The organism is Izhakiella australiensis (assembly GCF_002006995.1).
Lineage (GTDB): Bacteria > Pseudomonadota > Gammaproteobacteria > Enterobacterales > Enterobacteriaceae > Izhakiella > Izhakiella australiensis.
The window spans coordinates 1-22,232 of record NZ_MRUL01000001.1; the positions used below are offsets into that span (position 1 = coordinate 1).

Consider the following 22,232-nt stretch of genomic DNA (forward strand, 5'->3'; position numbering starts at 1 on the left):
TTGAAGACGACGACGTTGATAGGCCGGATGTGTAAGCGCAGCGATGCGTTGAGCTGACCGGTACTAATGACCCGTGAGGCTTAACCTTACAACGCCAGAGGCGTTCTGCGAAAGCGGATGAGAGAATTTCAGCTTGTTAACGGATAAGTGCGGCCGGCGGGAGGAATCCTGCGGGCCGGAGTCCGGAGAGCTTTTGTGCTGAGGCAAGGCGGCACGTGAGAAGGAGCATACAGCGGTATGTGACTGAGCGACGCGCATGCAGCCAACGCAGCCGCAGTGCAAAAGGGACCGGACGGAGCACAAAGAATTTGCCTGGCGGCACTAGCGCGGTGGTCCCACCTGACCCCATGCCGAACTCAGAAGTGAAACGCCGTAGCGCCGATGGTAGTGTGGGGTCTCCCCATGCGAGAGTAGGGAACTGCCAGGCATCATATAAAGAAGAAGCCCCGTGCGAAAGCGCGGGGCTTTTTTGCGTCTGCGGCGGAGCCTCCCCGGCGCCGGCTGCGCCGGCTTTAAACCGGCGTCCCGCCGGAGCCTCAGCCGGCGTCCAGCGCCCGCAGCGCGGCGTTGAGCAGCGAAAGCGTTCTGTCACGCTGGCGATAAAACCGGGTCGTCAGCGCCAGAAAGAAAACCCGGGAGGTGGTAGCCCGCCGGTGACCTGCCAGCTGCCGTAATCCGGGAAATGCGCCGCCGTGCCAGCTGAGATCGTAGTGAAAATCATCGCAGGCGCTATAGCGGGCACGGTGCCAGAGTCCGGTTGCAGTTCGCAGCGCTTTTTCCTCCACGTCGCCCTGCTCAATGCGCTGCTGAGTCCGGGTTAACTTCGCGGCTATCGCCGTTAAATCAAATTCGCTATCGAGATCGTCCTGCAGCTGACTCAGCTCATTCTGTAACTGAGCCAGATAAGCCTGCGGCGCTAACGGCAGGCGCTCATCTTGCAGCAAGCGCGATAGCCAGCCCATATGAATACGCGTATCGCGCCAGAGGATCTCAGCATCTACTTTATCAAGCGTATCCTCCTCGGTATGCCACCACCAGCCGCCACCGCTGCCCGGAGATTGCGAGGTTTTCATTTCAGGCTGTTCACGAAAGGCAAAATGCAGGGGAATACCGCATCCCCAGAAGGATTGGTCCGCTCCCTTACCGGGAGGAATGACGCGGCTGATCGGCGATCCACTAATTTCCTGTACCGCCTGATTAAGAAAGTCGACCGACTCGGCGCCGCTGGCATTGACCAGGATCTGAATCGCATCGCGACAGCCGGGAGAGTCAACGTTGATATGCGCCACGCAGTGCTGCTGCAGCTCTTCCCGGTAACGGTCGGCATACCAGGTTGATCCGCCATAGCGAGCGTTAGAATGTCCTGGCCACCATGCAATGCGCAGCCCGCGGCGGAGTACTCCCTGTTGTGATGCTGCCCACAGAGCAATAGCCAGACAAAGCGCATTGCCGGTTGCGTTATCCGTGACGCCTTCATGCCAGGAGTCATAATGTGAAGATAACAACACAAACTCATCCTCGCTACCCGGAATATCGACCACCGGCAGTGAGCAAGGCGCAACGTGGTTGTGCAGCTGGGTGCTGAGATGGGCCTGCAGTTCAGGCTGCTGCTGATAGTACTTCAGCAGTTTTTGCCCGTCGGCCTGATTAACCGATACCACGGGTAATCGGGGATAGCGAATGAGATCGTCGGGCAGCGGCGAGCCCCAAATCGGGCCTACTGTCTCCTCATGCAGGGATAATTCTGCCGATCCCCAGATATGTATCAGGCCAGCTGCGCCAGCAGCATCCAACTGCTGGACGTAATCTTCAAAAGCCTGATCTGCGATGACAATACGTCCACGCACGCTTTCCCGCCAGAGAAAGCGCTCGTTTTCACTCAGGCGTTGCAGCGATCGGGTATCATGATACAGCGGCGCCAGAATGCCCTGCGGGCAATTTCCGGCAAAAGAGCGAGTTTTGACCGTCGGCTGCCATTCAGGAAAGTCACTCAGCCCCAGTGATGCGCGCCCTGGATCGCTTAAAAAAAGCTCACAGGTTAAGCGTTGTGGTTGCAGTCCGGCCTGCTGTAATTGTTCAATCAGCCAGTCGGCAGCCTGTTCCGCATCCCGGGAGCCGGAAAGGCGGTGAAGATGCTGATAGTGCGTCAGCATCCTCTGCATCTGGTTGCGTAACTCAGTGTGCTGCATTTGCAGGCTCCTGCGTTGCAACTTTCATTTCCAGATCGCCAAAGTAATGCTCCTTGATTTTTTGCCAGGTTCCATCGGCTATAATTTTTGCCAGGCCATCGTTCAGGCGCTTCTGTAATGCCGTATCACCTTTACGGACACCGTAAGCCGAGCCGATACTGAACAATTTATCATCGTGCACTTCCGGGCCGACCAGCGCAAAATCTTTGCCCTCAGGCTTACTAAGAAAGCCGAAGGTAACGGCAACGCCCGGGCTGAGTGCACCATCGAGACGCCCGGCTGCGAGGTCCTGGTAAATGGCATCGGCATCAGCGTAATGCATCACGTTAATGCCTTTCGGCGACCAGTACTGATTGGCGTACATTTCCTGTATAGAGCCCTGCTGCACGGCAATTTGCTTACCACGCAGCGATTCCACCGTTGGCAACAATCCACTTCCTTTGCGTGCTACCAGCTTGGTTGGAATGTGATAAATGAAGTCGGAGAAATCGATAGATTTCCGGCGCTTATCGGTGACACCCAGCGGAGAGATAAAGTCAACTTTGCGCGCCAGCAATGAAGGGACCTCGGCGTCGAAGCTGCTGACGATAAATTCACATTTTGCGTTAATCGCCTTACAAACGGCCTTGGTGATATCAATTTCAAAGCCGCCAGGCTGACCGCTGCTATCGCGTAGCTGAAAAGGTGGATAGGAGAGATCGGCGGCTACGCGCAGCGTATCTTCGGCCAGTGCCTGGGCGCTTCCTGCCATCAGCAGGGAGGCAAATAATAGGCGGGAAAGTTTCAACATCAGGCATCTCCAGATTTAGCGTGGGATTTCCACCGGGTAAATTCCTGCCGTACAGCCTCAAGCGCGCTGGCATCGTGGCAGAGATCAAAGGCGCTCATTGCCAACGCTTTCGCGGCAATCAGCATGGTATTAAGGCCATTTTCCGACCCGGCAGCGGCGGCGAACTCCGGGGTATGCGGATAAACATCGCCGATGCGCAAATAGGGATGAATCGCTGCGGTAATCTGGCTGACATTGCCAATATCGGATGAACCGACGCCGCCTTTCTCCGGTGGGGCCTCTACTTCTTCACCCAGCAGAAGCAGGTTCTGAGCAAAGATATCCGCCAGCGCCAGGTTATTGTTGCGCTCAGCGTAGGTCAGGCCTTCCTCTATTTCCAGCCGGGCGCCGCTCATATCGGCCGCCGCCTGCGTCGCCGCCAGTACCTTGCGGCGAACCTCCTGCAACCCGTTTACCGTCGCTGAGCGTAATAGAAACTTCGCTTCGGCGTAGGCCGGGACGATATTGGTTGCCTGGCCGCCGTTGGTGATGATGCCATGCACCCGAACATCGTCAGTAAAGAACTGACGCAGTGCGTTGACGCCGATAAACGTCTGGATGACGGCATCCAGCGCGCTGATACCCAGATGTGGGGCGGACGCTGCGTGTGCGGCCTTACCGTAAAATTTAAACAGCAAATCGACGCAAGCCAGTGCGCCGCGGGTCACCATATTTCGCTCTCGCGGATGAAACATCATCACCGCATCAACCCCGGTGAAAACGCCCTGTTCGGCCATAATTATTTTACCGCCGCCTTCTTCTTCCGCCGGCGTGCCTATCACCTCAATGGTGCCGTTAAAATCCGTCCCGGCCTGCTTTAGCGCGAGCGCGGCGGCCACTGACGCGGTGCCGATAAGATTATGCCCACAAGCGTGTCCCAGTTCAGCCAGCGCATCATACTCGGCTAAGAATGCGATAGTCGGGCCGCCGCTTCCCTGCTGCCAGCGCGCGCGAAAAGCTGTATCCAGTCCGGCTACCGATCTTTCAATGCTAAAACCAGCGGCTTCCAGCGGAGCAATCAATGCGGCGGCAGAGTGATGCTCCGCAAAGCTCAGCTCCGGCGCGGCGTGAATCTGCAATGCCAGAGTGCGCATTTCGGCGCTGAGATCTTCGGTGGCATAAATGATTTTTTGCTTCTGCTCGTTGATGGTGCGAACGGCCATGGATACTCCCCGTTGTAGTGCAAATAACTATCTGTTAATAAATATATTTATACAGGTATAGGCTTTTTCTTAATCAATGTTAAATTAAGCTTTTTTATGACCTACCCATGCAGCGCAAAAAAGATTTTATGAAGAAGCGGAGGGCGTTGTTATGAATGAAAAAGACTGGCTGATTATTCGCGCCGTCTGGCAGTACCAGAATATTACCCGGGCGGCGGAGCAGCTGTTTACCTCACAGCCCGCGCTTAGCTATCGGCTAAAACAAATTGAGCGCAAGCTGGGCGTACGCTTGTTTGAAGAGGGAGGGCGACCACTCATTTTCAGCGCCCAGGGGCGCTACCTGGCGCAGCAGGCGGAAAAGGTTCTGAATGATGCCCGTCAGCTACGGGAAACGCTCCAGCGTCTGAGCGGGCCGCAGCAGGGCGAATTACGGTTAGGGGTTTCCAGTAATTATGCTGCCTATCGCCTGCCTGATCTGCTGCTGCGTTTTAACGCACAAAACCCGGGTATAAGCCTGAATCTGGTAAGCGGATTAAGTGAAGAGATGTTCCTTAAGCTACAGCGCGATGAGGTGCATATTGCAGTGGTTAAAGACAGCTACAGCTGGAAAGAGGGAAGTGCGCTGATTGAAGAGGATGATTATTACCTGATAAGCCATCAGCCGGTAGATCTTAATTTGCTGCCGTGGCTGCCGCAAATTCGCCTCAACCACGGTGGTCACGTGACTCAGCTTATCGATCGGTGGTGGAACGTTAATTACACCCTGCCGCCACGTATTGCTATGAGCGTGGATAAGCTGGAAGTTTGTCTGGCAATGGTGGCGCGCGGGCTGGGGTATGCGATTGTTTCCAGCTATCAATCGCTGCCAGCGCAGCTGGTCAGAACCCCGGTTCGCGTGGGCGGCGAGACCATCAAAAGCCGCACCTGGCTGCTATGGCATCACGGCGGTAACGCGCTCACCCTGCCATTTATTGACCTGTTTACCTCGCAGTCTTTGTCAGGTGAAACATTTTCAACCAGCGAATGAACCCTCGACAATGAATAACGAAGTGGGTATCTTTGGCTGTCTGGATGTCTAAACGTATAAACGGTTGTAGTGAGGTCACCCTGAGATGCCGATAAGAGTCCCTGATGAATTACCCGCAGTAAACTTTTTGCGTAATGAGAATGTCTTCGTCATGACCTCCTCACGCGCGAGGATGCAGGAAATTCGTCCGCTAAAGGTGCTCTTGCTCAACCTGATGCCCAAAAAAATTGAAACGGAAAACCAGTTTCTACGCCTGCTATCAAACTCGCCGCTGCAGCTCGATATTCAGCTGCTGCGGATTGATAATCGTGAAACGCGTAATACGCCCGTTGAGCATCTGAATACCTTTTACTGTAACTTTGAAGACATTCAGGAAGAGAATTATGATGGCCTGATCGTTACCGGCGCGCCGCTTGGGCTGGTTGATTTTAGCGATGTTGCCTACTGGCCGCAGATTGCCAGGGTAATAAACTGGGCGAAACAGCACGTCACCTCAACGCTGTTTGTCTGTTGGGCGGTACAGGCGGCGCTAAATATTCTTTATGGCATTCCCAAACAAACTCGCCAGGACAAGCTTGCCGGAGTTTTCGAGCATCAGATTCTCCACCCGCATGCGCTGCTGACGCGCGGCTTTGATGATACTTTCCTTGCTCCGCATTCCCGCTATGCTGATTTTCCCACTCAGTTAATCCGCGATTATACTGACCTGGAGATCTTTGCCGAAGCGGAGCAGGTAGGAAGCTATCTGATGGGGACGAAAGATAAGCGCATGGCATTTGTTACCGGTCATCCGGAATACGATGCGCTGACGCTTTCCGGCGAATTCTATCGCGACTGCGAGGCCGGCCTCAATCCGCAGATTCCACATAATTATTTTCCGCAGAACAATCCGCAGCTTCCCCCCCGCGCCAGCTGGCGAAGCCATGGTAATTTGCTGTTCTCAAACTGGCTGAACTATTACGTCTACCAAATCACGCCTTATGATCTGCGCCGCATGAATCCCACGCTGGAGTAAACGGCGACCTGCTTATCTGACCCGGCCCCGGCCGGGTTTTTTTATGTTTAAAGATCCTGAGTCTATGTTTATAGAAACTTGTTATTGATGCTAGTAGAAAAAATAAATTCATATTTATCATTAAGATATTGTGTTTATAAAATAAAAATGGAAATAGTTTTTGATTTTAATATTTTGATCGTTATGCTTGAGATCCCGAAGGCCAGATGCCCGCTGCATCTGATCCTGAGACGAATCAGCACTTTTTCTTCCTGACTGGCAGAGGAGCGGGAGATGACGCAACAAGCAATCAGCAACGATGAACTGGTATTTCTGCAGGCCGCAGGGCGTGACGAGCGGCAAATTCTTACCGATAACGCCGTCCAGTTTTTACGTGAACTGGTCGAGCGTTTTGCTCCCGAACGCGAGGCGTTGCTGGCCTCGCGCCAGCAAACTCAACGGCGAATTGATGCCGGCGAGCTACCAAGTTTCAGTAAGGAAACCGCTTCCATAAGGATGGAAAACTGGCGCATCCGCGGTATCCCTGACGATCTACAAAAGCGTCGGGTAGAGATTACCGGCCCGGTGGAACGCAAGATGATTATCAATGCCCTGAATGCGGATGTTGACGTATTTATGGCGGACTTTGAGGATTCGCTGGCGCCCAGCTGGCAGAAAGTCATTGAAGGCCAGATTAACCTGCGTGATGCGGTTAACGGCACCATCAGCTATACCAGCGATGGCGGTAAGATCTACCAGCTTAAACCCGATCCGGCGGTGTTGATCTGCCGTGTGCGCGGGCTTCACCTGCCGGAAAAACACGTACTGTGGCGTGATAAGCCGGTGCCTGGCAGCCTGTTCGATTTTGCCCTCTACTTTTTCCACAACGTTGACCGCCTGCTGGAAAAAGGCAGCGGCCCTTACTTCTATCTGCCAAAAACCGAGTCATGGCAGGAGGCGGCCTGGTGGAGCAAAGTATTCAGCTATGCCGAAGATCGCTTTGCGTTGCTGCGCGGGACGATCAAAGCCACGTTGCTGATCGAAACGCTGCCTGCCGTCTTTCAGATGGATGAGATCCTGTGGAATCTACGCGATCACATTGTCGGCCTTAACTGCGGTCGCTGGGATTATATCTTCAGCTATATCAAAACACTGAAAAATCATCCCGATCGCATACTGCCCGATCGCCAGTCGGTGACTATGGATAAAGGCTTTCTGGATGCCTATTCGCGCTTGCTGATCCGCACCTGTCACCGGCGCGGCGCTTTTGCGATGGGCGGCATGTCGGCGCTGATCCCCAGCAAAGATTCTGAACATAACCGCGTGGTGCTGGAGCGTGTTACCGCTGATAAACAGCGCGAGGCGGATAACGGTCATGATGGTACCTGGGTCGCTCACCCGGGGCTGGCGCAAACCGCCATGGCGGTATTCGATCGCGCGCTTGGCGACAGGCAAAACCAGCTGGATATCAGCCGTGCGGACGATGCCACAATCACCGCTTCGATGCTGCTGGAGCCTTGTGAAGGAGAGCGCACGGAAGAAGGGATGCGCGCGAATATCCGCGTCGCCTTGCAGTACATTGAGGCCTGGCTCAACGGTAACGGCTGCGTGCCGATCTATGGCCTGATGGAGGACGCCGCTACGGCGGAGATCTCGCGGACTTCAATCTGGCAGTGGATCCATCACCGTAAGACGTTATCTAACGGCAAAACGGTAACCAGCGATCTTTTCCGCCAGATGCTGGCAGAAGAGCTGCAGGTGTTACAGCAGGAGCTTGGCGAATGTCGCTTCAGTCAGGGACGTTTTGAAGAAGCATCACGTTTGATGGAAACCATTACCACTGCGCCAGATCTGGTAAGTTTCTTAACCCTTCCTGGCTATCGCTTACTTGCCTGATAAAGGAGAACGTCCATGACTCCACGTACTCAACAAATCGCACAGCTTAACAATGAGTGGCAGCAGGCACGCTGGCAGGGGATCACCCGCCCTTACAGCGCTGAACAGGTTATCTCGCTGCGCGGCTCGTTAAATCCGGCCTGTACTTTGGCAGAACAGGGGGCGAACCGGCTCTGGCGACTGCTCAACGGCGGCGCCAGTAAGGGCTATATCAATAGCCTGGGCGCGTTAACGGGTGGTCAGGCTTTACAACAGGCAAAAGCGGGCATTGAAGCGATTTATCTTTCCGGCTGGCAGGTCGCGGCTGATGCTAATCTGGCGGGCAGCATGTATCCGGATCAGTCACTTTATCCGGCAAACTCCGTACCGGACGTGGTGGCGAGGATCAACAACAGCTTTCAGCGCGCCGATCAGATCCAGTGGGCAAATCAGATAGAGCCGGGCGATCCGCGCTACGTTGATTACTTTCTGCCGATCGTTGCGGATGCTGAAGCCGGCTTCGGCGGCGTGCTGAACGCCTTCGAACTGATGAAGGGGATGATCCGCGCCGGTGCGTCGGCGGTGCATTTTGAGGATCAGCTGGCCGCCGTTAAAAAATGCGGCCATATGGGGGGCAAGGTTCTGGTGCCGACTCAGGAAGCCATTCAGAAGCTGGTATCTGCCCGGCTGGCGGCGGATGTGATGGCGGTGCCGACGGTGCTGATTGCTCGTACCGATGCCGATGCCGCCGATCTGCTGACTTCAGATTGCGACCCGTGGGATGAAGAGTTTCTGACCGGAGAGCGCACCGCGGAAGGATTCTTCCGTACGCACGCAGGCATTGAGCAGGCGATCAGCCGCGGACTGGCCTACGCTCCCTATGCCGACGTGCTGTGGTGCGAAACCTCTAAACCCGACTTAGCTCAGGCGAAGCGCTTCGCTGACGCTATCCACGCGCGCTATCCTGGCAAGCTGCTGGCCTATAACTGCTCGCCTTCTTTTAACTGGAAGAAAAACCTGGACGATGCCGCTATCGCCAGTTTTCAGCAGAGCCTGGCGGACATGGGCTATGTTTTCCAGTTCATTACGCTGGCCGGTATCCACAGTATGTGGTTCAACATGTTCGACCTGGCCCACGCCTACGCCCAGGGCGAAGGCATGAAGCACTACGTCGAGAAGGTCCAGCAGCCGGAGTTCTCGGCGATCTCACAGGGATACACTTTCTCCTCCCATCAGCAGGAAGTCGGCACCGGCTATTTTGACCGCGTTACCAACATCATTCAGGGAGGACGCTCGTCGGTCACTGCATTAACCGGTTCAACAGAAGAGCAGCAGTTCTGAGTCGCCGTGCCTCCCCGCCCGCGTGGGAGGCTATTTTACCGCGTGATGAGGATTCCGGATGCCACCTTTTGATCTCCTTATCGCCCAAACTATCCTGCAAGGGTTTGATGCTCAGTATGGACGCTTTCTGGAAATAACCGCAGGCGCTCAGCAGCGCTTTGAGCAGGCAGACTGGCAGGGCATCCAGCAGGCGATGAAAGCCCGTATTCATTTGTATGACCATCACGTTGGGTTGGTTACGGCACAGCTACGCTGCATCGCCCGACAGCACGAATTAGATCAGGTCGTTATGCAGCGGGTAAAGCGCATTTACACCGACCTGCTGCCTGATTATCCGCGCTTTGAAATTGCCGAAAGCTTTTACAATTCGGTGTACTGCCGCCTGTTTGGCCATCAGGCTATGACCGACGATCGCCTGTTTATTTTTAGCTCTCAGCCGGAGCAGCGTTTTCACAGCCAGTCGAGACCATTGAGCAAATGCTGGCAGGTGCGAGACGACCTGCCCGCCATGTTAAGCCGTATGCTGGATGATTTACCGCTGCGCCTGCCCTGGCAAAATAAGACCCGGGATATTGCCAGCGTGAATGCCCATCTGCGGGAAAACTTTCCCGCCAGTGAGCTTCAGCAGGCGGAACTTGAAGTGTTCAACGAACTGTTTTACCGCAACAAGGCCGCCTGGCTGGTCGCGAAGCTGCACCTTGCCTCTGGCAGCTTCGTTTTCTTATTGCCGATCCATCGTACCGACCAGGGAGAGCTGTTTATTGATACCTGCCTGACGCGTCGCCGTGAGGCCAGTATCGTATTCGGCTTTGCCCGTGCCTATTTCATGGTATACGCCCCCGAACCCGCAGCGCTGGTAGACTGGCTGCGCGATATCCTGCCGGGTAAAACCACCGCTGAACTCTATATGGCGATTGGCTGCCAGAAACACGGTAAAACCGAAAGCTATCGCGAATACTTGCGCCATCTGACCGCCAGCGACGACGCTTTTATCCTCGCACCCGGCGTGCCGGGTATGGTGATGCTGGTATTTACCTTGCCAGGATTCGACCGGGTATTTAAGGTGATCAAAGACCGCTTCGCCCCGCAAAAAGAGGTCACCGAGGCGCAGGTGCGCCAATGCTATATGCGGGTCAAAGAGCACGATCGCGTCGGACGGATGGCCGATACCCAGGAGTTTGAATTTTTCGCTCTGGAGCGCGAGCGAATCAGCCCACAACTGATGGCCGCGATGCAGCGGGATATTGCCGACAAGCTAAGCGTTAGCGGCCGCTGGCTTATCATCCGCCATCTGTATATTGAACGTAAAATGATTCCGCTGAACCTGTGGCTGGAACAGGCCAACGACCAGCAGCGCCACGATGCCATTGAAGAGTACGGCAACGCGATTAAGCAACTGGCCGCCGCCGATATTTTCCCCGGAGATATGCTATTTAAAAACTTCGGCGTCACCCGCCATGGTCGGGTGGTGTTCTACGATTATGACGAAATCAGCACCATGACTGAGCTGCATTTTCGCCAGGTTCCCGCCGCTCGCTACCCGGAAGATGAGCTCAGTGCCGAACCCTGGTACAGCGTGGCGCCGGAAGATGTGTTCCCGGAAACGTTTCGCCACTACCTCTGTGCGGATAAGCGGCTGGGAAGTCTTTTAGAAAACCAGCATCCGGAGCTTTTCGACCCCGGCTGGTGGCAGCATATCCAGCAGCGGCTGCGTGACGGGCATATTGAGGATGTTTTTGCTTACCGGCGCCGTCAGCGGTTTTGCAACCGTTCTTCATCTAACGCACGCTGACGGCGCCCGTTCTTCATCTTTCGCGCGCTGACGGCGTTGGCAGCGTCAGGCCACCCCGGTCACATACTGGTGTATGCTCGCGGGGATGACCTTCCTTGCCGCCTTGTCAGCGCACGAAAGCTATTGAACGGGTTCTGCATCATTCACTGGTTGATTGCAGTCGCCGGGTCAGGCTACTCCGGTCTCATACGGGTGTATGCTCGCGGGGATGACCTTCCTTGCCGCCTTGCCAGCGCACGAAAGCGATTGAACGGGTTCTGCATCTTTCGCGCGCTGACAGCGTTGGCGGCGTCAGGCCACCCCGGTCACATACGGGTGTATGCTCGCGGGGATGGCCTTTCTTGCCGCCTTGCCAGCCCACGAAAGCGATTGAACGGGTTCTGCAGCTTTGATTCACGGGGTTGGTGAGGTATTCAAGGGTAATTGTTTAATGTACGCATTGATAAATTTCTCTCCTCGTACTCTGACGGTCGCTATTGTCTGGTCAAAGTCGGGGATATGATCGCTGAAAATGGTTCTCAATTTTTCGATAAAAAGAGAGTCCGTTGCTAAATGTTGCTGATAAATCTGCTGGCACGTTGCTGCTTCTGCGGAGAAATCATCATTGATGAGAGGAATAATCGCGCCAAACGGGAAAACCTTGCTTATATCAGTATTAAAGTTTTTGCTGTAGAAGTTTATAAAATGAGAGGAGTCGGTATTTTCCGGTAAATCGTGTTGAAATCCGGTAAATTTACGCATGGCTAAAAAACTCTCCGGTTGGGCAGCGATAGCCATTTGTGGAACCAGGCCGAGAGTTGAGCCATTATCAATGGTTATTATATGGGGCGTATCTTCTGTATCAAAAACAACCCCCAGATTTTCTGCCGCATAATTCCAGGGATCTACGTTTCCAACAATTGCGGAGACCAACAAATTCATTTTTATTTCGGACTGAAGTCGTTTTTTTAGCAGGGGACAGATCGCTTTCATCAGTCCGGTATAGTCTGCATCCAATGATTTGTAGGTCTCTTTATCCTCTTTATTAAGAAAAAAGGGATGGGGATATTTAAGGTTTTTTGTCGGGCAGAGGACGAGGTCGTTTTGCTTTTGTATTACGTCTTTGATTTTTCTTTGTAATGTTAAGAAATCCAAGGTCTTATCGCTTTGGATAAAATTTATAACACTATGCTGCTTTTTGATTTCTTCTCCGGTGAGAAAAGCTTTATCGTTATCGCATATAAAAACGCCCATATCCTGGTAGTTAACTATTTCTGAAGCGAATCGCGCTGAAGTGACTTTATCATCAATTTTTTCTGCGGGTGTAAAAAGCGTGTCAGGCGAATGGCTGAAAAATAACTTATATATGTAAGACGCCATGCACTCTTTAGCCGCCGCCGCAGTATTGGCGCACTTTTGGGTTTGGTTAATGGCTATCGGATCTACTGAGGCAATGATCTTCTTCACCCTGAAATCCCTCCCGCATATATTTGATCTGAATGCCGGAAAGCTGCCGCCGGCCAGACCTTCCTGACAGACTAAATCCTCTCTTTTTAATTGGACTTTTTCGGGGAAATTGATGTTGTATTCAACACTCCAGTTATCTTTTGCTAATTTTTCTCTACGTTTTTGGCTGGAACCCTGCTCATATTTACTGAGGCTTTCAGACGTGTTTCTGACTTTCTGAATATTGACTTCAGTCGGTGATACGGTAGATAAGGTCGTTGCTGACGCCGCAGCGTCAGACTTTGAGGGGATTGCCGTAATCATTTACTTATTCCTGTCACTCAAAATCATAAGTTATAAGTTAACGATGGCCGCTTCTTTCAATTTATGACTTTAAACAGGAAAATCATCAGGTTATAGTCGCTGGTATTTGGTCGTGCATTTCAATATGCCATAGAACAGGCTGCCGGTTAGTAACGAGGTTAACGCCGGCACGCCCTGAGTAATAATGTAACCGGCTACGCCGCCAGCGACAGATGCCGCAATAGCGCAGAGGCCAATTAGCGGCGTATCGGCGGGTAGTTCGCCTTGCTGACGCGATTTTTCCAGCACGGCGCGATGACTGCGAATAATAAAATAATCCGTCAGCATAACGCCAATAACCGGCGGAAAAAAGATGCCTAAAAGCGTCAAAAAATCGACGAATCGATCGAGAATGCCAAAAACCGACAGCAGCGTACTGAACAGGCCGATTATCAGCGTCAGAATAAGCCAGGACGATTTTTTACCACTGACGATTTCGATAAAGTTTGCCACGCCAAGCGAGGAGGAATAGAGGTTAAGGTCGTTAACCCGTAGTGAAGAAAAGACAACGACCAGCAGGCCAACGCCTGCGGAGGCCTGTGACATAATGGTGACAACATCGGGCGTATTCAGCTTCATTGCCAGAAATACCGCCAGGCCGTTTATGAGGCCGGAAGCACAGGGAATGAAGAGGGTAGATTATAAAGTCTGATTAAACCTAAAGGTTCGCAGATAAAGGCTCTTTCGGCGCTTTACCTGCGAGATTTTTAGCGCGCAATGCGCGTTTTCTTGATGCCGGTACTGTTTCATTCTGACCGGCTTTTCTTTATTAATGCGTCCCGCCATATTCTTTCGTAATTTCTTTCGCCGCCTTGATCACCAGCGCGCCAAGTTCGGTAATGCGGTCATCGGTAATGCGTGAAACCGGCCCGGAAATGGAAATCGCCGCATAGGGTTCGCTATGTTCATCATAGATACAAGCCGCCACGCAGCGCAGACCGAGGGCGTGCTCTTCATCATCCAGAGCGTAGCCGCTGCGGCGTGCCTGCGCCAGGTCGGCCTTCAGGTTCTGCGGCGAGGTCAGCGTGCGCGGCGTGTAGTGATGCAGCCCGCGCTTATGAAGCAGGGCGGAAACCTTCTCTTCGCTCAGATTAGCCAGAAAAGCTTTACCTGCGCCAGAGGCATGCATCGGCAATTTACCGCCAATCGGCGCCGACATGCGCATCAGCTGCGTACACTGGACCTGATCGATAATCACTGCCTGATGATCGCTGAAATCCAGCACCGCCAGATTGACCGTTTCGCCCGAGTCCTCCATCAGCTTACGCAGCATCGGATGCACCATTGCCAGCAGATTGCGGCTTTGTAAAAAGCTGCTGCCGATGACAAAAGCGTGGGCGCCGATGGTCCACAGGCCGAGGTCGCCAACCTGTCGGACAAACCCCATCTGCTGCATAGTCATCAGCAGGCGGTGTGTGGTCGAATTCGGCAGACCGGCCTGCTGCGCCAGTTCAGTCAGCGCGATGCTGCTCTGGGCTTCAGCAATATACTCCAGCAGCATCAAACCACGGGTCAGGGACTGAACCTGACCCGTCGGCTGCTGCGCAGAGCGTGGTTTTTTGCCGCGTTTGGCGGGAGTGGGTGATGCCATAACACACCTCCTGAATTTCATTACGTGGAAATCATTTTCGTTTAGTGGGAGGGAATTGCAATCAATGCGTAACTGGTCAGATGAGAATGCCGGAGTTAATGCCTTTATCAGCACTGTTTTCTTTGCCGCCGTATAAAGTTATGACAGTATGGACGGCTGGAAGTCTTTTAGATGAAAGCAGTGCAAGGGGCGTGGCAGTGAGTGACAAAATGCAGGCGTTAACGCAGCAGTTGACAAAGCGCATTATGGTGCTGGATGGCGGCATGGGAACCATGATCCAGAGCTATAAACTGGAGGAGCACGATTTCCGCGGCGAACGCTTCGCCGACTGGCAAAGTGACCTGAAGGGGAACAACGATCTGCTGGTATTGACCCGACCGGATATTATTAGCGCGATCCACAATGCTTATCTGGAAGCGGGGGCGGATATTCTCGAAACCAACACCTTCAACTCCACCACTATCGCCATGGCGGACTATCACATGGAGTCGCTGTCGGCGGAGATAAATTTTGCCGCGGCCAGGCTGGCGCGCGCCTGTGCCGATGAGTGGACGGCGCGCACGCCGGATCGCCCGCGCTTTGTTGCCGGCGTGCTGGGGCCGACCAACCGCACCTGCTCTATTTCACCAGACGTTAACGATCCTGCGTTTCGTAATGTTACTTTTAATCAGCTGGTTAGCGCCTATCGTGAATCAACCCGCGCGCTGATTGAAGGCGGCGCGGATATCATCCTGATTGAGACTATTTTCGATACCCTCAACGCCAAAGCGGCGATTTTTGCCGTAGAGAGTGAATTCGATGAGCTGGGCATCCGGCTGCCGCTGATGATCTCCGGGACCATTACCGATGCTTCCGGCCGCACGCTTTCCGGCCAGACCACCGAAGCATTTTACAATGCGCTACGCCACGCCGAACCGCTCTCCTTTGGCCTTAACTGCGCGCTTGGCCCGGACGAGCTGCGCCAGTACGTGGCAGAAATGTCGCGCATTGCCGAATGCTACGTTACCGCCCATCCCAACGCCGGCCTGCCGAACGCTTTCGGCGAGTACGATCTGGATGCGGATATCATGGCAGAGCAGATTGGCGAGTGGGCGCGCTCAGGCTTTCTCAATATCGTCGGCGGCTGCTGCGGTACCACGCCGGAGCATATCGCGGCGATGGTGAACGCTGTCGCCGGCGTCGCACCGCGCGCGCTGCCGGAAGTGCCGGTGGCCTGTCGTCTTTCCGGACTGGAGCCGCTTAATATTACTGCGGACTCGCTGTTTGTTAATATCGGCGAACGTACCAACGTTACCGGGTCGGCAAAGTTTAAACGGCTGATTAAAGAAGAAAAATATAACGAAGCGCTGGATGTGGCGCGTCAGCAGGTAGAAAGTGGTGCGCAGATCATCGACATCAACATGGATGAAGGAATGCTGGATGCGGAAGCGGCAATGGTGCGTTTCCTGAATCTGGTGGCCAGCGAACCGGATATCGCGCGCGTTCCGATAATGATCGACTCGTCAAAATGGGAAGTCATCGAGAAAGGGCTGCAGTGCATTCAGGGCAAAGGTATTGTTAACTCCATCTCGATGAAAGAAGGCGTGGACATCTTCCTGCATCATGCCCGGCTGGTCCGCCGCTATGGCGCTGCGGTGGTGGTGATGGCCTTTGATGAGGTCGGGCAGGCCGACACCCGCGAGCGCAAAATCGAGATTTGCCGTCGCGCCTATAACATTTTGACCGAAGAGGTCGGCTTTCCACCAGAAGATATTATCTTCGATCCGAATATCTTTGCCGTGGCGACCGGCATTGAAGAGCATAATAACTATGCGATGGACTTTATCGGCGCCTGCGAGGATATCAAGCGTGAACTGCCCCATGCGATGATTTCCGGCGGGGTTTCCAATGTCTCCTTCTCCTTTCGCGGCAACGATCCGGTCCGCGAAGCAATCCATGCGGTCTTCCTTTATTACGCCATCCGTAACGGTATGGATATGGGCATCGTCAATGCCGGTCAGCTGGCGATTTATGACGATTTATCCGCCGAGTTACGTGACGCGGTTGAGGATGTGATCCTTAATCGCCGCGATGACGCCACCGAGCGCATGCTGGAGCTGGCGGAGAAATATCGCGGCGCGAAAGGTGACGAGCAGGCGAGCCCTGCGCTGGCGGAGTGGCGCAGTTGGTCGGTGGAAAAGCGACTGGAATATTCGCTGGTGAAAGGTATTACCGAATTTATCGAGCAGGATACCGAAGCTGCCCGCCAGCAGGCCAGCCGCCCGATTGAAGTTATCGAAGGGCCGCTGATGGCGGGTATGAACGTGGTGGGCGATCTGTTTGGCGAAGGAAAAATGTTTTTGCCGCAGGTGGTGAAGTCAGCGCGCGTAATGAAGCAGGCGGTTGCCTGGCTGGAGCCTTACATTGAGGCCAGCAAGGAGAAGGGCAGTAGCAACGGTAAAATCGTGCTGGCGACGGTCAAGGGCGATGTTCACGATATCGGTAAGAACATCGTTGGCGTGGTGTTGCAATGTAACAATTACGAAATTATCGATCTCGGCGTGATGGTGCCCGGCGATAAAATTCTGCAAACGGCGATTGACGAAAAAGTCGATATTATCGGGCTTTCCGGGCTGATTACCCCTTCGCTGGATGAGATGGTTAACGTGGCGAAAGAGATGGAGCGACGTGGCTTCAGCCTGCCGCTGCTGATTGGCGGCGCTACCACCTCTAAGGCGCACACGGCGGTGAAAATCGAACAGAACTACAGCGGGCCGACGGTATACGTGCAGAACGCCTCACGTACCGTTGGCGTTGTTTCTGCGCTGCTCTCATCGACTCAGAAAGAGGACTTTGTGGCGCGCACCCGTAAGGAGTATGAAACGGTGCGCGTTCAGCACGCCCGCAAAAAGCCGCGCACGCCGCCGGTGACCTTGCAGGCAGCGCGTGACAATTGCCTGGATTTTGACTGGGATAGCTATACTCCTCCGCCAGCAAAATCAATCGGCGTGAGCGAAGTAAGTGCTAACATCGATATTTTGCGGCACTACATCGACTGGACGCCATTCTTTATGACCTGGTCGCTGGCCGGCAAGTATCCGCGCATTCTTGAAGATGAGGTTGTGGGTGAAGAAGCCCTGCGCCTGTTTCACGACGCGAATGCCATGCTGGATAAGCTGAGCGCGGAAAAAAGCCTTAATCCGCGTGGCGTAGTGGGTATATTCCCGGCAAACCGCGTGGGTGACGACATTGAAATATACCGCGATGAGTCTCGCAGTGACGTTATTGAAGTGAGTCATCACTTACGTCAGCAGACGGAGAAAAAGGGCTTTGCTAATTACTGTATGGCAGATTTCATTGCACCGAAATCCAGCGGCAAAGCTGATTATCTCGGCGCCTTTGCGGTGACCGGCGGGCTGGAAGAGGATGCGTTGGCCGAGGCCTATGATCGTCAGCATGATGATTATAATAAAATCATGGTGAAAGCCGTTGCCGACCGCCTGGCGGAGGCTTTTGCCGAATACCTGCATGAGCGCGTGCGCAGAGATATCTGGGGCTACGCCGCCGATGAGAACCTCAGTAACGAGGAGCTGATTCGGGAAAATTATCAGGGTATTCGTCCGGCTCCCGGCTATCCTGCCTGCCCGGAGCATACCGAAAAAGGCGCTATCTGGAGGCTGCTGGATGCGGAAAAACACACCGGTATGCAGCTAACCGAATCCTATGCAATGTGGCCTGGCGCTTCAGTTTCCGGCTGGTATTTCAGTCATCCGGAAAGCCGCTATTTTGCCGTGGCGCAGCTGCAACGCGATCAGATTGAAGACTATGCCACCCGTAAAAAGATGACCGTAAGCGAGGTGGAACGCTGGCTGGCGCCTAACCTGGGCTACGATGCCGATTAAAATGCGACAGGTGGCTTATTTCAGCGCCGGGCGGGCATCTCCTGCAGCTGTTTCCAGTGAAAGTAAGTGGGTACTCACTTTTATTTCTGCGGAAGAGGATGCTGCCTGAAAGGACTTAGTCTGGCCTGTCAGCTCATAAAGCCAGTCAGGCTGCCTGACGAGAATTCTGCGGCTGACTGCCGGGCTGGCGGATATGGTCGGGCTTTTTGCTCAGAGACGGCGCAGCTGCCGCGCCGGATTGCCGGCGTAAATACCTTTTTCCCGAATCGACCGGGTCACTACGCTGCCAGCGCCGATGACCGCGCCGGAGCAGATAAATTCCGCCAGAATAGTCGCGCCGCTGCCAACGGTGACGTTATCACCCAGGGTAATACGCCGCCAGTTAGCAGGGTCAGGGTCGGGCGCTCCCTGCTGAAACAGATCGTTGGCAAAGTTGACGCCGTGCCCGATAAAACAGCCGTTTCCCAGCACCACGTATTCACAAATAAAGCTGTGTGACTGCACCTTGCAGTCACTGCCAATCTGGCAGTTACGCTGTATCTCAACAAAAGGTCCGATAAAAACCCGATCGCCCAACGTGCAGCCATAAATATTGACAGGCTGGTAGATCACCACCTTTTCGCCGGCGATCACGTCACGTACGCCAGATTCACGCAACTCGATTTTATGCATGCCGCGCTCCCGGTTAAGCAAACAGGTTTTAAGGTAACCACAGATCGCGCGTTGCGAGCAATATCCGCGAGGAAGGCCCCGCTGCGCATTACCGCACAGCGGGGTGGAGGGCTATTTTTTTGCCGTCGGTTTGCCGGACCAATAGCCTGCCAGCAGCGAACCGGACAGGTTGTGCCAGACTGAGAAGAGCGCGCCGGGTAGTGCGGCCAGCGGCGAGAAGTAAATTTTGCCCAGCGTTGCCGCCAGTCCGGAATTTTGCATGCCGACTTCCAGCGCCAGGGTGCGGCAGGTTGATTCGTCGAAGCCGAATAGCTTGCCGCCCCAGTAGCCACCCAGCAGGCCGATGGCGTTATGCAGAATAACCGCGGCGATAACCATCAGTCCCACCGAGCCGATAAACTTCTGGCTACCGGCGACTACCGCACTGATAATCAGCAGAATACAGACCATGGAGAACGCCGGCAGGTAGGGCTCAACGCGTTTTACCAGGCGATTAAGGCTGTGATGAATGATCAGGCCGAGTCCGATAGGGATCACCACAATTTGCACGATGCTTAGCAGCATACCAACCACATCAACCTGGATATGGGTGTCAACATACAGCCGTGTAAGTAGCGGCGTAGCAAATACGCCGACCAGCGCGGAAACTGAAGAGATGGTTACCGACAGCGCAACGTCACCTTTCGCCAGGTAGATCATTACGTTGGAAGCGGTGCCGCTGGCAACGCTGCCGACCAGAATCATACCGGCGGCCAGGTCGGCGGGCATGCCAAACAGCTTTGCCAGCGCCCAGGCTGCTAAAGGCATTACCAGATAATGTAGAAAGGTGCCGGCAATGACCGGCGCCGGGCGCACCATAACCCGCTTGAAATCGTCCAGGCTCAGCGTGACGCCCATGCCAAACATAATTAGCATTAGCAGCCAGGTCACGTATGAACCGATTGGCGTGAAAGTGCCTGGTGAATAATATGCAGCAACGGAGAGTAAGACTGCCCACAGCGGGAACAGTCGGGTGATATTGGCGAGCATAGCCTGTCCTGTTTTCACTTTTGTTTATTGGTTTTTTATTGGCACCTTTCCGGAACGGGGAAAAGCGCGCGGGAAATCATAGCACTATTAGGTTTCATCACGCGCGGTGGCGTACGGCCAGAGGGTGATGACGGTCACAATAATCACCTGGCCTGACGGACAGGAAATGCGGGTTGAACAGGCGAGTAATCCTTTACCGGCGCAGAAAGAAATAGCGCTTTGCCCGCCAGATGCGATGACTGGCGGGCAAAAAGGGTCGTTATATTACTCGAAAAGGTGGCTGTGTAGCGCCTGTACCACCTGCTCGGCATCGTTGCCGGGAACCAGAAAGCAGAGGTTATAGCTGCTGGCGCCATAGCAGATTAGCCGCAGATTAAAAGGCTCCAGCGCGCCAAAAACCTGTTTACCGACGCCGCGTGCTTGCGACAGGTTATTGCCAATCAGGGCCACCAGCGCCAGATTATCTTCAACTTCCACCCGGCACAGCGATGACAGCTCGGTCAGCAGCGCCTGAGTTAGCAGATTGTCTTCCGTGGAGGTCGAGCCGGTGGTATCCAGCGTCAACGCAATGCTGACTTCAGAGGTGGTGATCAGATCCACTGAAATGTTATGTCGCGCGAGTATGCTGAATACCTCGGCGAGGAAGCCGCGTGCGTGCAGCATATTCAGACTGTGCAGCGTCAGCAGCGTCTGTTTACGACGCAGCGCCAGCGCGCGAAATAGCGGCGGGTTAGCGCTCTCCAGACAGACGCGGGTACCGCCAGCCTGCGGGTTTTTGCTGGAGCCAACAAAAACCGGGATGCCGTTGCGTACTGCCGGCAACAGGGTTGCCGGGTGCAGCACCTTGGCGCCGAAGGTTGCCATCTCCGCCGCCTCTTCAAAGGTGATTTCATCAATGCGCCTGGCGGCGGGCACGATGCGCGGATCGGTGGTGTAAATACCCGGCACGTCGGTCCAGATATCAATGCGGCTGGCGTGCAGCGCTTCGCCTAGCAGGGCGGCGGTATAATCGCTGCCGCCGCGCCCAAGGGTCGTCGTACGGCCTTTAGCTTCGCTGCCGATAAAGCCCTGAGTCACCACCAGCGCTTCTTCAAGGCGCGGTTTGAGCTGATTGCCTGCAAGTTCCGCCAGGGCGAGGGGATCCGGTTCGGCGCGGCCGAAGAGATCGTCGGTACGCATGATTTTGCGAACGTCAAACCACTGGGCGTTAACGCCCCGCTGGCGCAGAATTTCCACAAACAGCAGGGTAGACATCAGCTCGCCGTGGCTGACCAGCTCATCGGTCAGCGCGTTGGAGGTCGCTAAAGCCGCCGCTTCGGACAGCATGGTGATATTTTCCAGCATGCGGTCAATTTCATCACGAATAACCAGCGGCTGCGCCAGCCTGTCGATGATGGCATGATGAATGCGGCGCACTTCATCCAGCATAAAGACGCGCTGCGCCTGTTCAGGTCCCTTAGCCAGTGAAACCAACAAGTTAGTGACGCCAGCCGCAGCGGAAAGCACCACTAAACGAGAAGAAGGATCGGAAAGTACCACATCAGCACTGCGGTTCATGGCATCAAAATCAGCCACGCTGGTGCCGCCAAACTTGGCGACGGTTAAAGACTGGGACATAAACAAACTACCTCGTGTCAGATAAGCCTTGGCACAAGGGAAGAGCAGAAACGGGGTAGACAGTAGAACGGAGAACTACGAGTCTCCCAGAAGCGCCCCACCTTGTAGCGTATTCCGCCTGGAATACACCGGGTGACAACTCAGGGGATTCAGCCCCTGTAGCCGATACGAGCCACTCCGCGTGGCGCATATCTCGGCGTCGCATCCCCCTCAGATGTATTCACAGGTTGCGGAACCTCCGACATCCTACCTGGGCGACGCGCCTCTTCTGGCTTGCGCAGCTGCGCAAGTAATGATCTAGATTTATCGGGTAATCGCTTCGCTGTCAATCACGTCAGGGTGACTAATTTTCATTAATCGTTACGATTAGACACGAATGGCGCAGCGCACCAGAAAGAAAAACGACCAGCTGAACTGAGGCTAAGCTGTGTAGCTCAGCGATTG

The 22,232-nt window shown here is 54.3% G+C and carries 15 protein-coding genes, 2 rRNA genes and 1 riboswitch; of the genes, 8 read left to right on the forward strand and 9 right to left on the reverse strand.

Translation table 11 applies throughout. The features are described 5' to 3' along the window. Both BTJ39_RS00005 and rrf read left to right on the forward strand, forming a co-directional pair. Positions 1 to 88: ribosomal RNA gene (locus tag BTJ39_RS00005) — 23S ribosomal RNA — on the forward strand; the annotation flags it as partial. A 223-nt stretch (positions 89 to 311) separates the two neighbouring features. Further along, positions 312 to 427: ribosomal RNA gene (gene rrf / locus BTJ39_RS00010) — 5S ribosomal RNA — on the forward strand. A gap of 109 nt (positions 428 to 536) precedes the next feature. Here the strand turns inward: rrf and BTJ39_RS00015 are convergent. From BTJ39_RS00015 to BTJ39_RS00025, 3 genes are read right to left on the reverse strand one after another with little or no spacing between them, the layout of a single operon-like run. Then, positions 537 to 2,189, reverse strand: coding sequence for a M28 family peptidase (locus BTJ39_RS00015; protein ID WP_078000615.1), 1,653 nt, complete (start codon positions 2,187 to 2,189; stop codon positions 537 to 539). After that, positions 2,176 to 2,979, reverse strand: a complete 804-nt coding sequence (locus BTJ39_RS00020; RefSeq protein ID WP_078000616.1) for a transporter substrate-binding domain-containing protein — start codon at positions 2,977 to 2,979, stop codon at positions 2,176 to 2,178. Before BTJ39_RS00020 ends, BTJ39_RS00015 begins: the two co-directional genes overlap by 14 nt. Further along, entirely contained in the window at positions 2,979 to 4,181 is a 1,203-nt protein-coding gene (locus BTJ39_RS00025) for a M20 family metallopeptidase (RefSeq protein ID WP_078000617.1), read from the reverse strand. The genes BTJ39_RS00020 and BTJ39_RS00025 overlap by 1 nt, the downstream gene beginning before the upstream one ends. Before the next feature lie 151 nt (positions 4,182 to 4,332). On the opposite strand from BTJ39_RS00025, the gene BTJ39_RS00030 reads away from it, so the two are divergent. The 5 genes from BTJ39_RS00030 to aceK all read left to right on the forward strand — a co-directional run bounded on the left by BTJ39_RS00030 (position 4,333) and on the right by aceK (position 11,210). Further along, positions 4,333 to 5,208, forward strand: coding sequence for a LysR family transcriptional regulator (locus BTJ39_RS00030; protein WP_078000618.1), 876 nt, complete (start codon positions 4,333 to 4,335; stop codon positions 5,206 to 5,208). Between the two features lie 85 nt (positions 5,209 to 5,293). Further along, positions 5,294 to 6,223 (forward strand): homoserine O-acetyltransferase MetA, encoded by a 930-nt coding sequence (metA, locus tag BTJ39_RS00035; RefSeq protein ID WP_078000619.1) that lies wholly within the window; start codon positions 5,294 to 5,296, stop codon positions 6,221 to 6,223. Positions 6,224 to 6,496: 273 nt separating this feature from the next. Further along, positions 6,497 to 8,098 carry a malate synthase A gene (aceB, locus tag BTJ39_RS00040; protein WP_078000620.1) on the forward strand — a complete coding sequence of 534 codons (1,602 nt, stop codon included), beginning with the start codon at positions 6,497 to 6,499 and terminating at the stop codon, positions 8,096 to 8,098. 15 nt (positions 8,099 to 8,113) lie between these two features. Continuing rightward, positions 8,114 to 9,418 (forward strand): isocitrate lyase, encoded by a 1,305-nt coding sequence (gene aceA / locus BTJ39_RS00045; RefSeq protein ID WP_078000621.1) that lies wholly within the window; start codon positions 8,114 to 8,116, stop codon positions 9,416 to 9,418. Positions 9,419 to 9,476: 58 nt separating this feature from the next. Next, the gene (aceK, locus tag BTJ39_RS00050) at positions 9,477 to 11,210 is read left to right on the forward strand and encodes a bifunctional isocitrate dehydrogenase kinase/phosphatase (RefSeq protein ID WP_078000622.1); all 1,734 of its coding nucleotides are present in this window, start codon (positions 9,477 to 9,479) and stop codon (positions 11,208 to 11,210) included. A 393-nt stretch (positions 11,211 to 11,603) separates the two neighbouring features. Here the strand turns inward: aceK and BTJ39_RS00055 are convergent, their stop codons facing one another. From BTJ39_RS00055 to iclR, 3 genes are all read right to left on the reverse strand, one after another. After that, a complete protein-coding gene (locus BTJ39_RS00055) occupies positions 11,604 to 12,959 on the reverse strand; it encodes a hypothetical protein (RefSeq protein WP_078000623.1) in 1,356 nt (451 codons plus the stop codon). Between the two features lie 90 nt (positions 12,960 to 13,049). Beyond that, positions 13,050 to 13,577: a cytosine permease gene (locus BTJ39_RS00060; RefSeq protein ID WP_078000624.1), complete on the reverse strand. Its 528-nt coding sequence runs from the start codon at positions 13,575 to 13,577 to the stop codon at positions 13,050 to 13,052. A 190-nt stretch (positions 13,578 to 13,767) separates the two neighbouring features. Further along, complete coding sequence (gene iclR, locus BTJ39_RS00065; protein WP_078000625.1) at positions 13,768 to 14,589, reverse strand: glyoxylate bypass operon transcriptional repressor IclR; 822 nt, start codon at positions 14,587 to 14,589, stop codon at positions 13,768 to 13,770. Positions 14,590 to 14,798: 209 nt separating this feature from the next. Here iclR and metH point away from each other — a divergent pair, with 209 nt between their 5' ends. Then, positions 14,799 to 18,470 carry a methionine synthase gene (metH, locus tag BTJ39_RS00070; protein ID WP_422385997.1) on the forward strand — a complete coding sequence of 1,224 codons (3,672 nt, stop codon included), beginning with the start codon at positions 14,799 to 14,801 and terminating at the stop codon, positions 18,468 to 18,470. A 210-nt stretch (positions 18,471 to 18,680) separates the two neighbouring features. On the opposite strand, the gene BTJ39_RS00075 is transcribed toward metH, so the two are convergent. The 3 genes from BTJ39_RS00075 to lysC form a co-directional block, all read right to left on the reverse strand. After that, complete coding sequence (locus tag BTJ39_RS00075; protein WP_078000627.1) at positions 18,681 to 19,142, reverse strand: acyltransferase; 462 nt, start codon at positions 19,140 to 19,142, stop codon at positions 18,681 to 18,683. A gap of 111 nt (positions 19,143 to 19,253) precedes the next feature. After that, positions 19,254 to 20,171 carry a ketopantoate/pantoate/pantothenate transporter PanS gene (gene panS / locus BTJ39_RS00080; protein ID WP_078000628.1) on the reverse strand — a complete coding sequence of 306 codons (918 nt, stop codon included), beginning with the start codon at positions 20,169 to 20,171 and terminating at the stop codon, positions 19,254 to 19,256. Between the two features lie 264 nt (positions 20,172 to 20,435). Next, complete coding sequence (gene lysC / locus BTJ39_RS00085; RefSeq protein ID WP_078000629.1) at positions 20,436 to 21,788, reverse strand: lysine-sensitive aspartokinase 3; 1,353 nt, start codon at positions 21,786 to 21,788, stop codon at positions 20,436 to 20,438. Between the two features lie 82 nt (positions 21,789 to 21,870). Then, a riboswitch (Lysine riboswitch) is annotated at positions 21,871 to 22,064 on the reverse strand. Between the last annotated feature and the right edge of the window lie 168 nt (positions 22,065 to 22,232).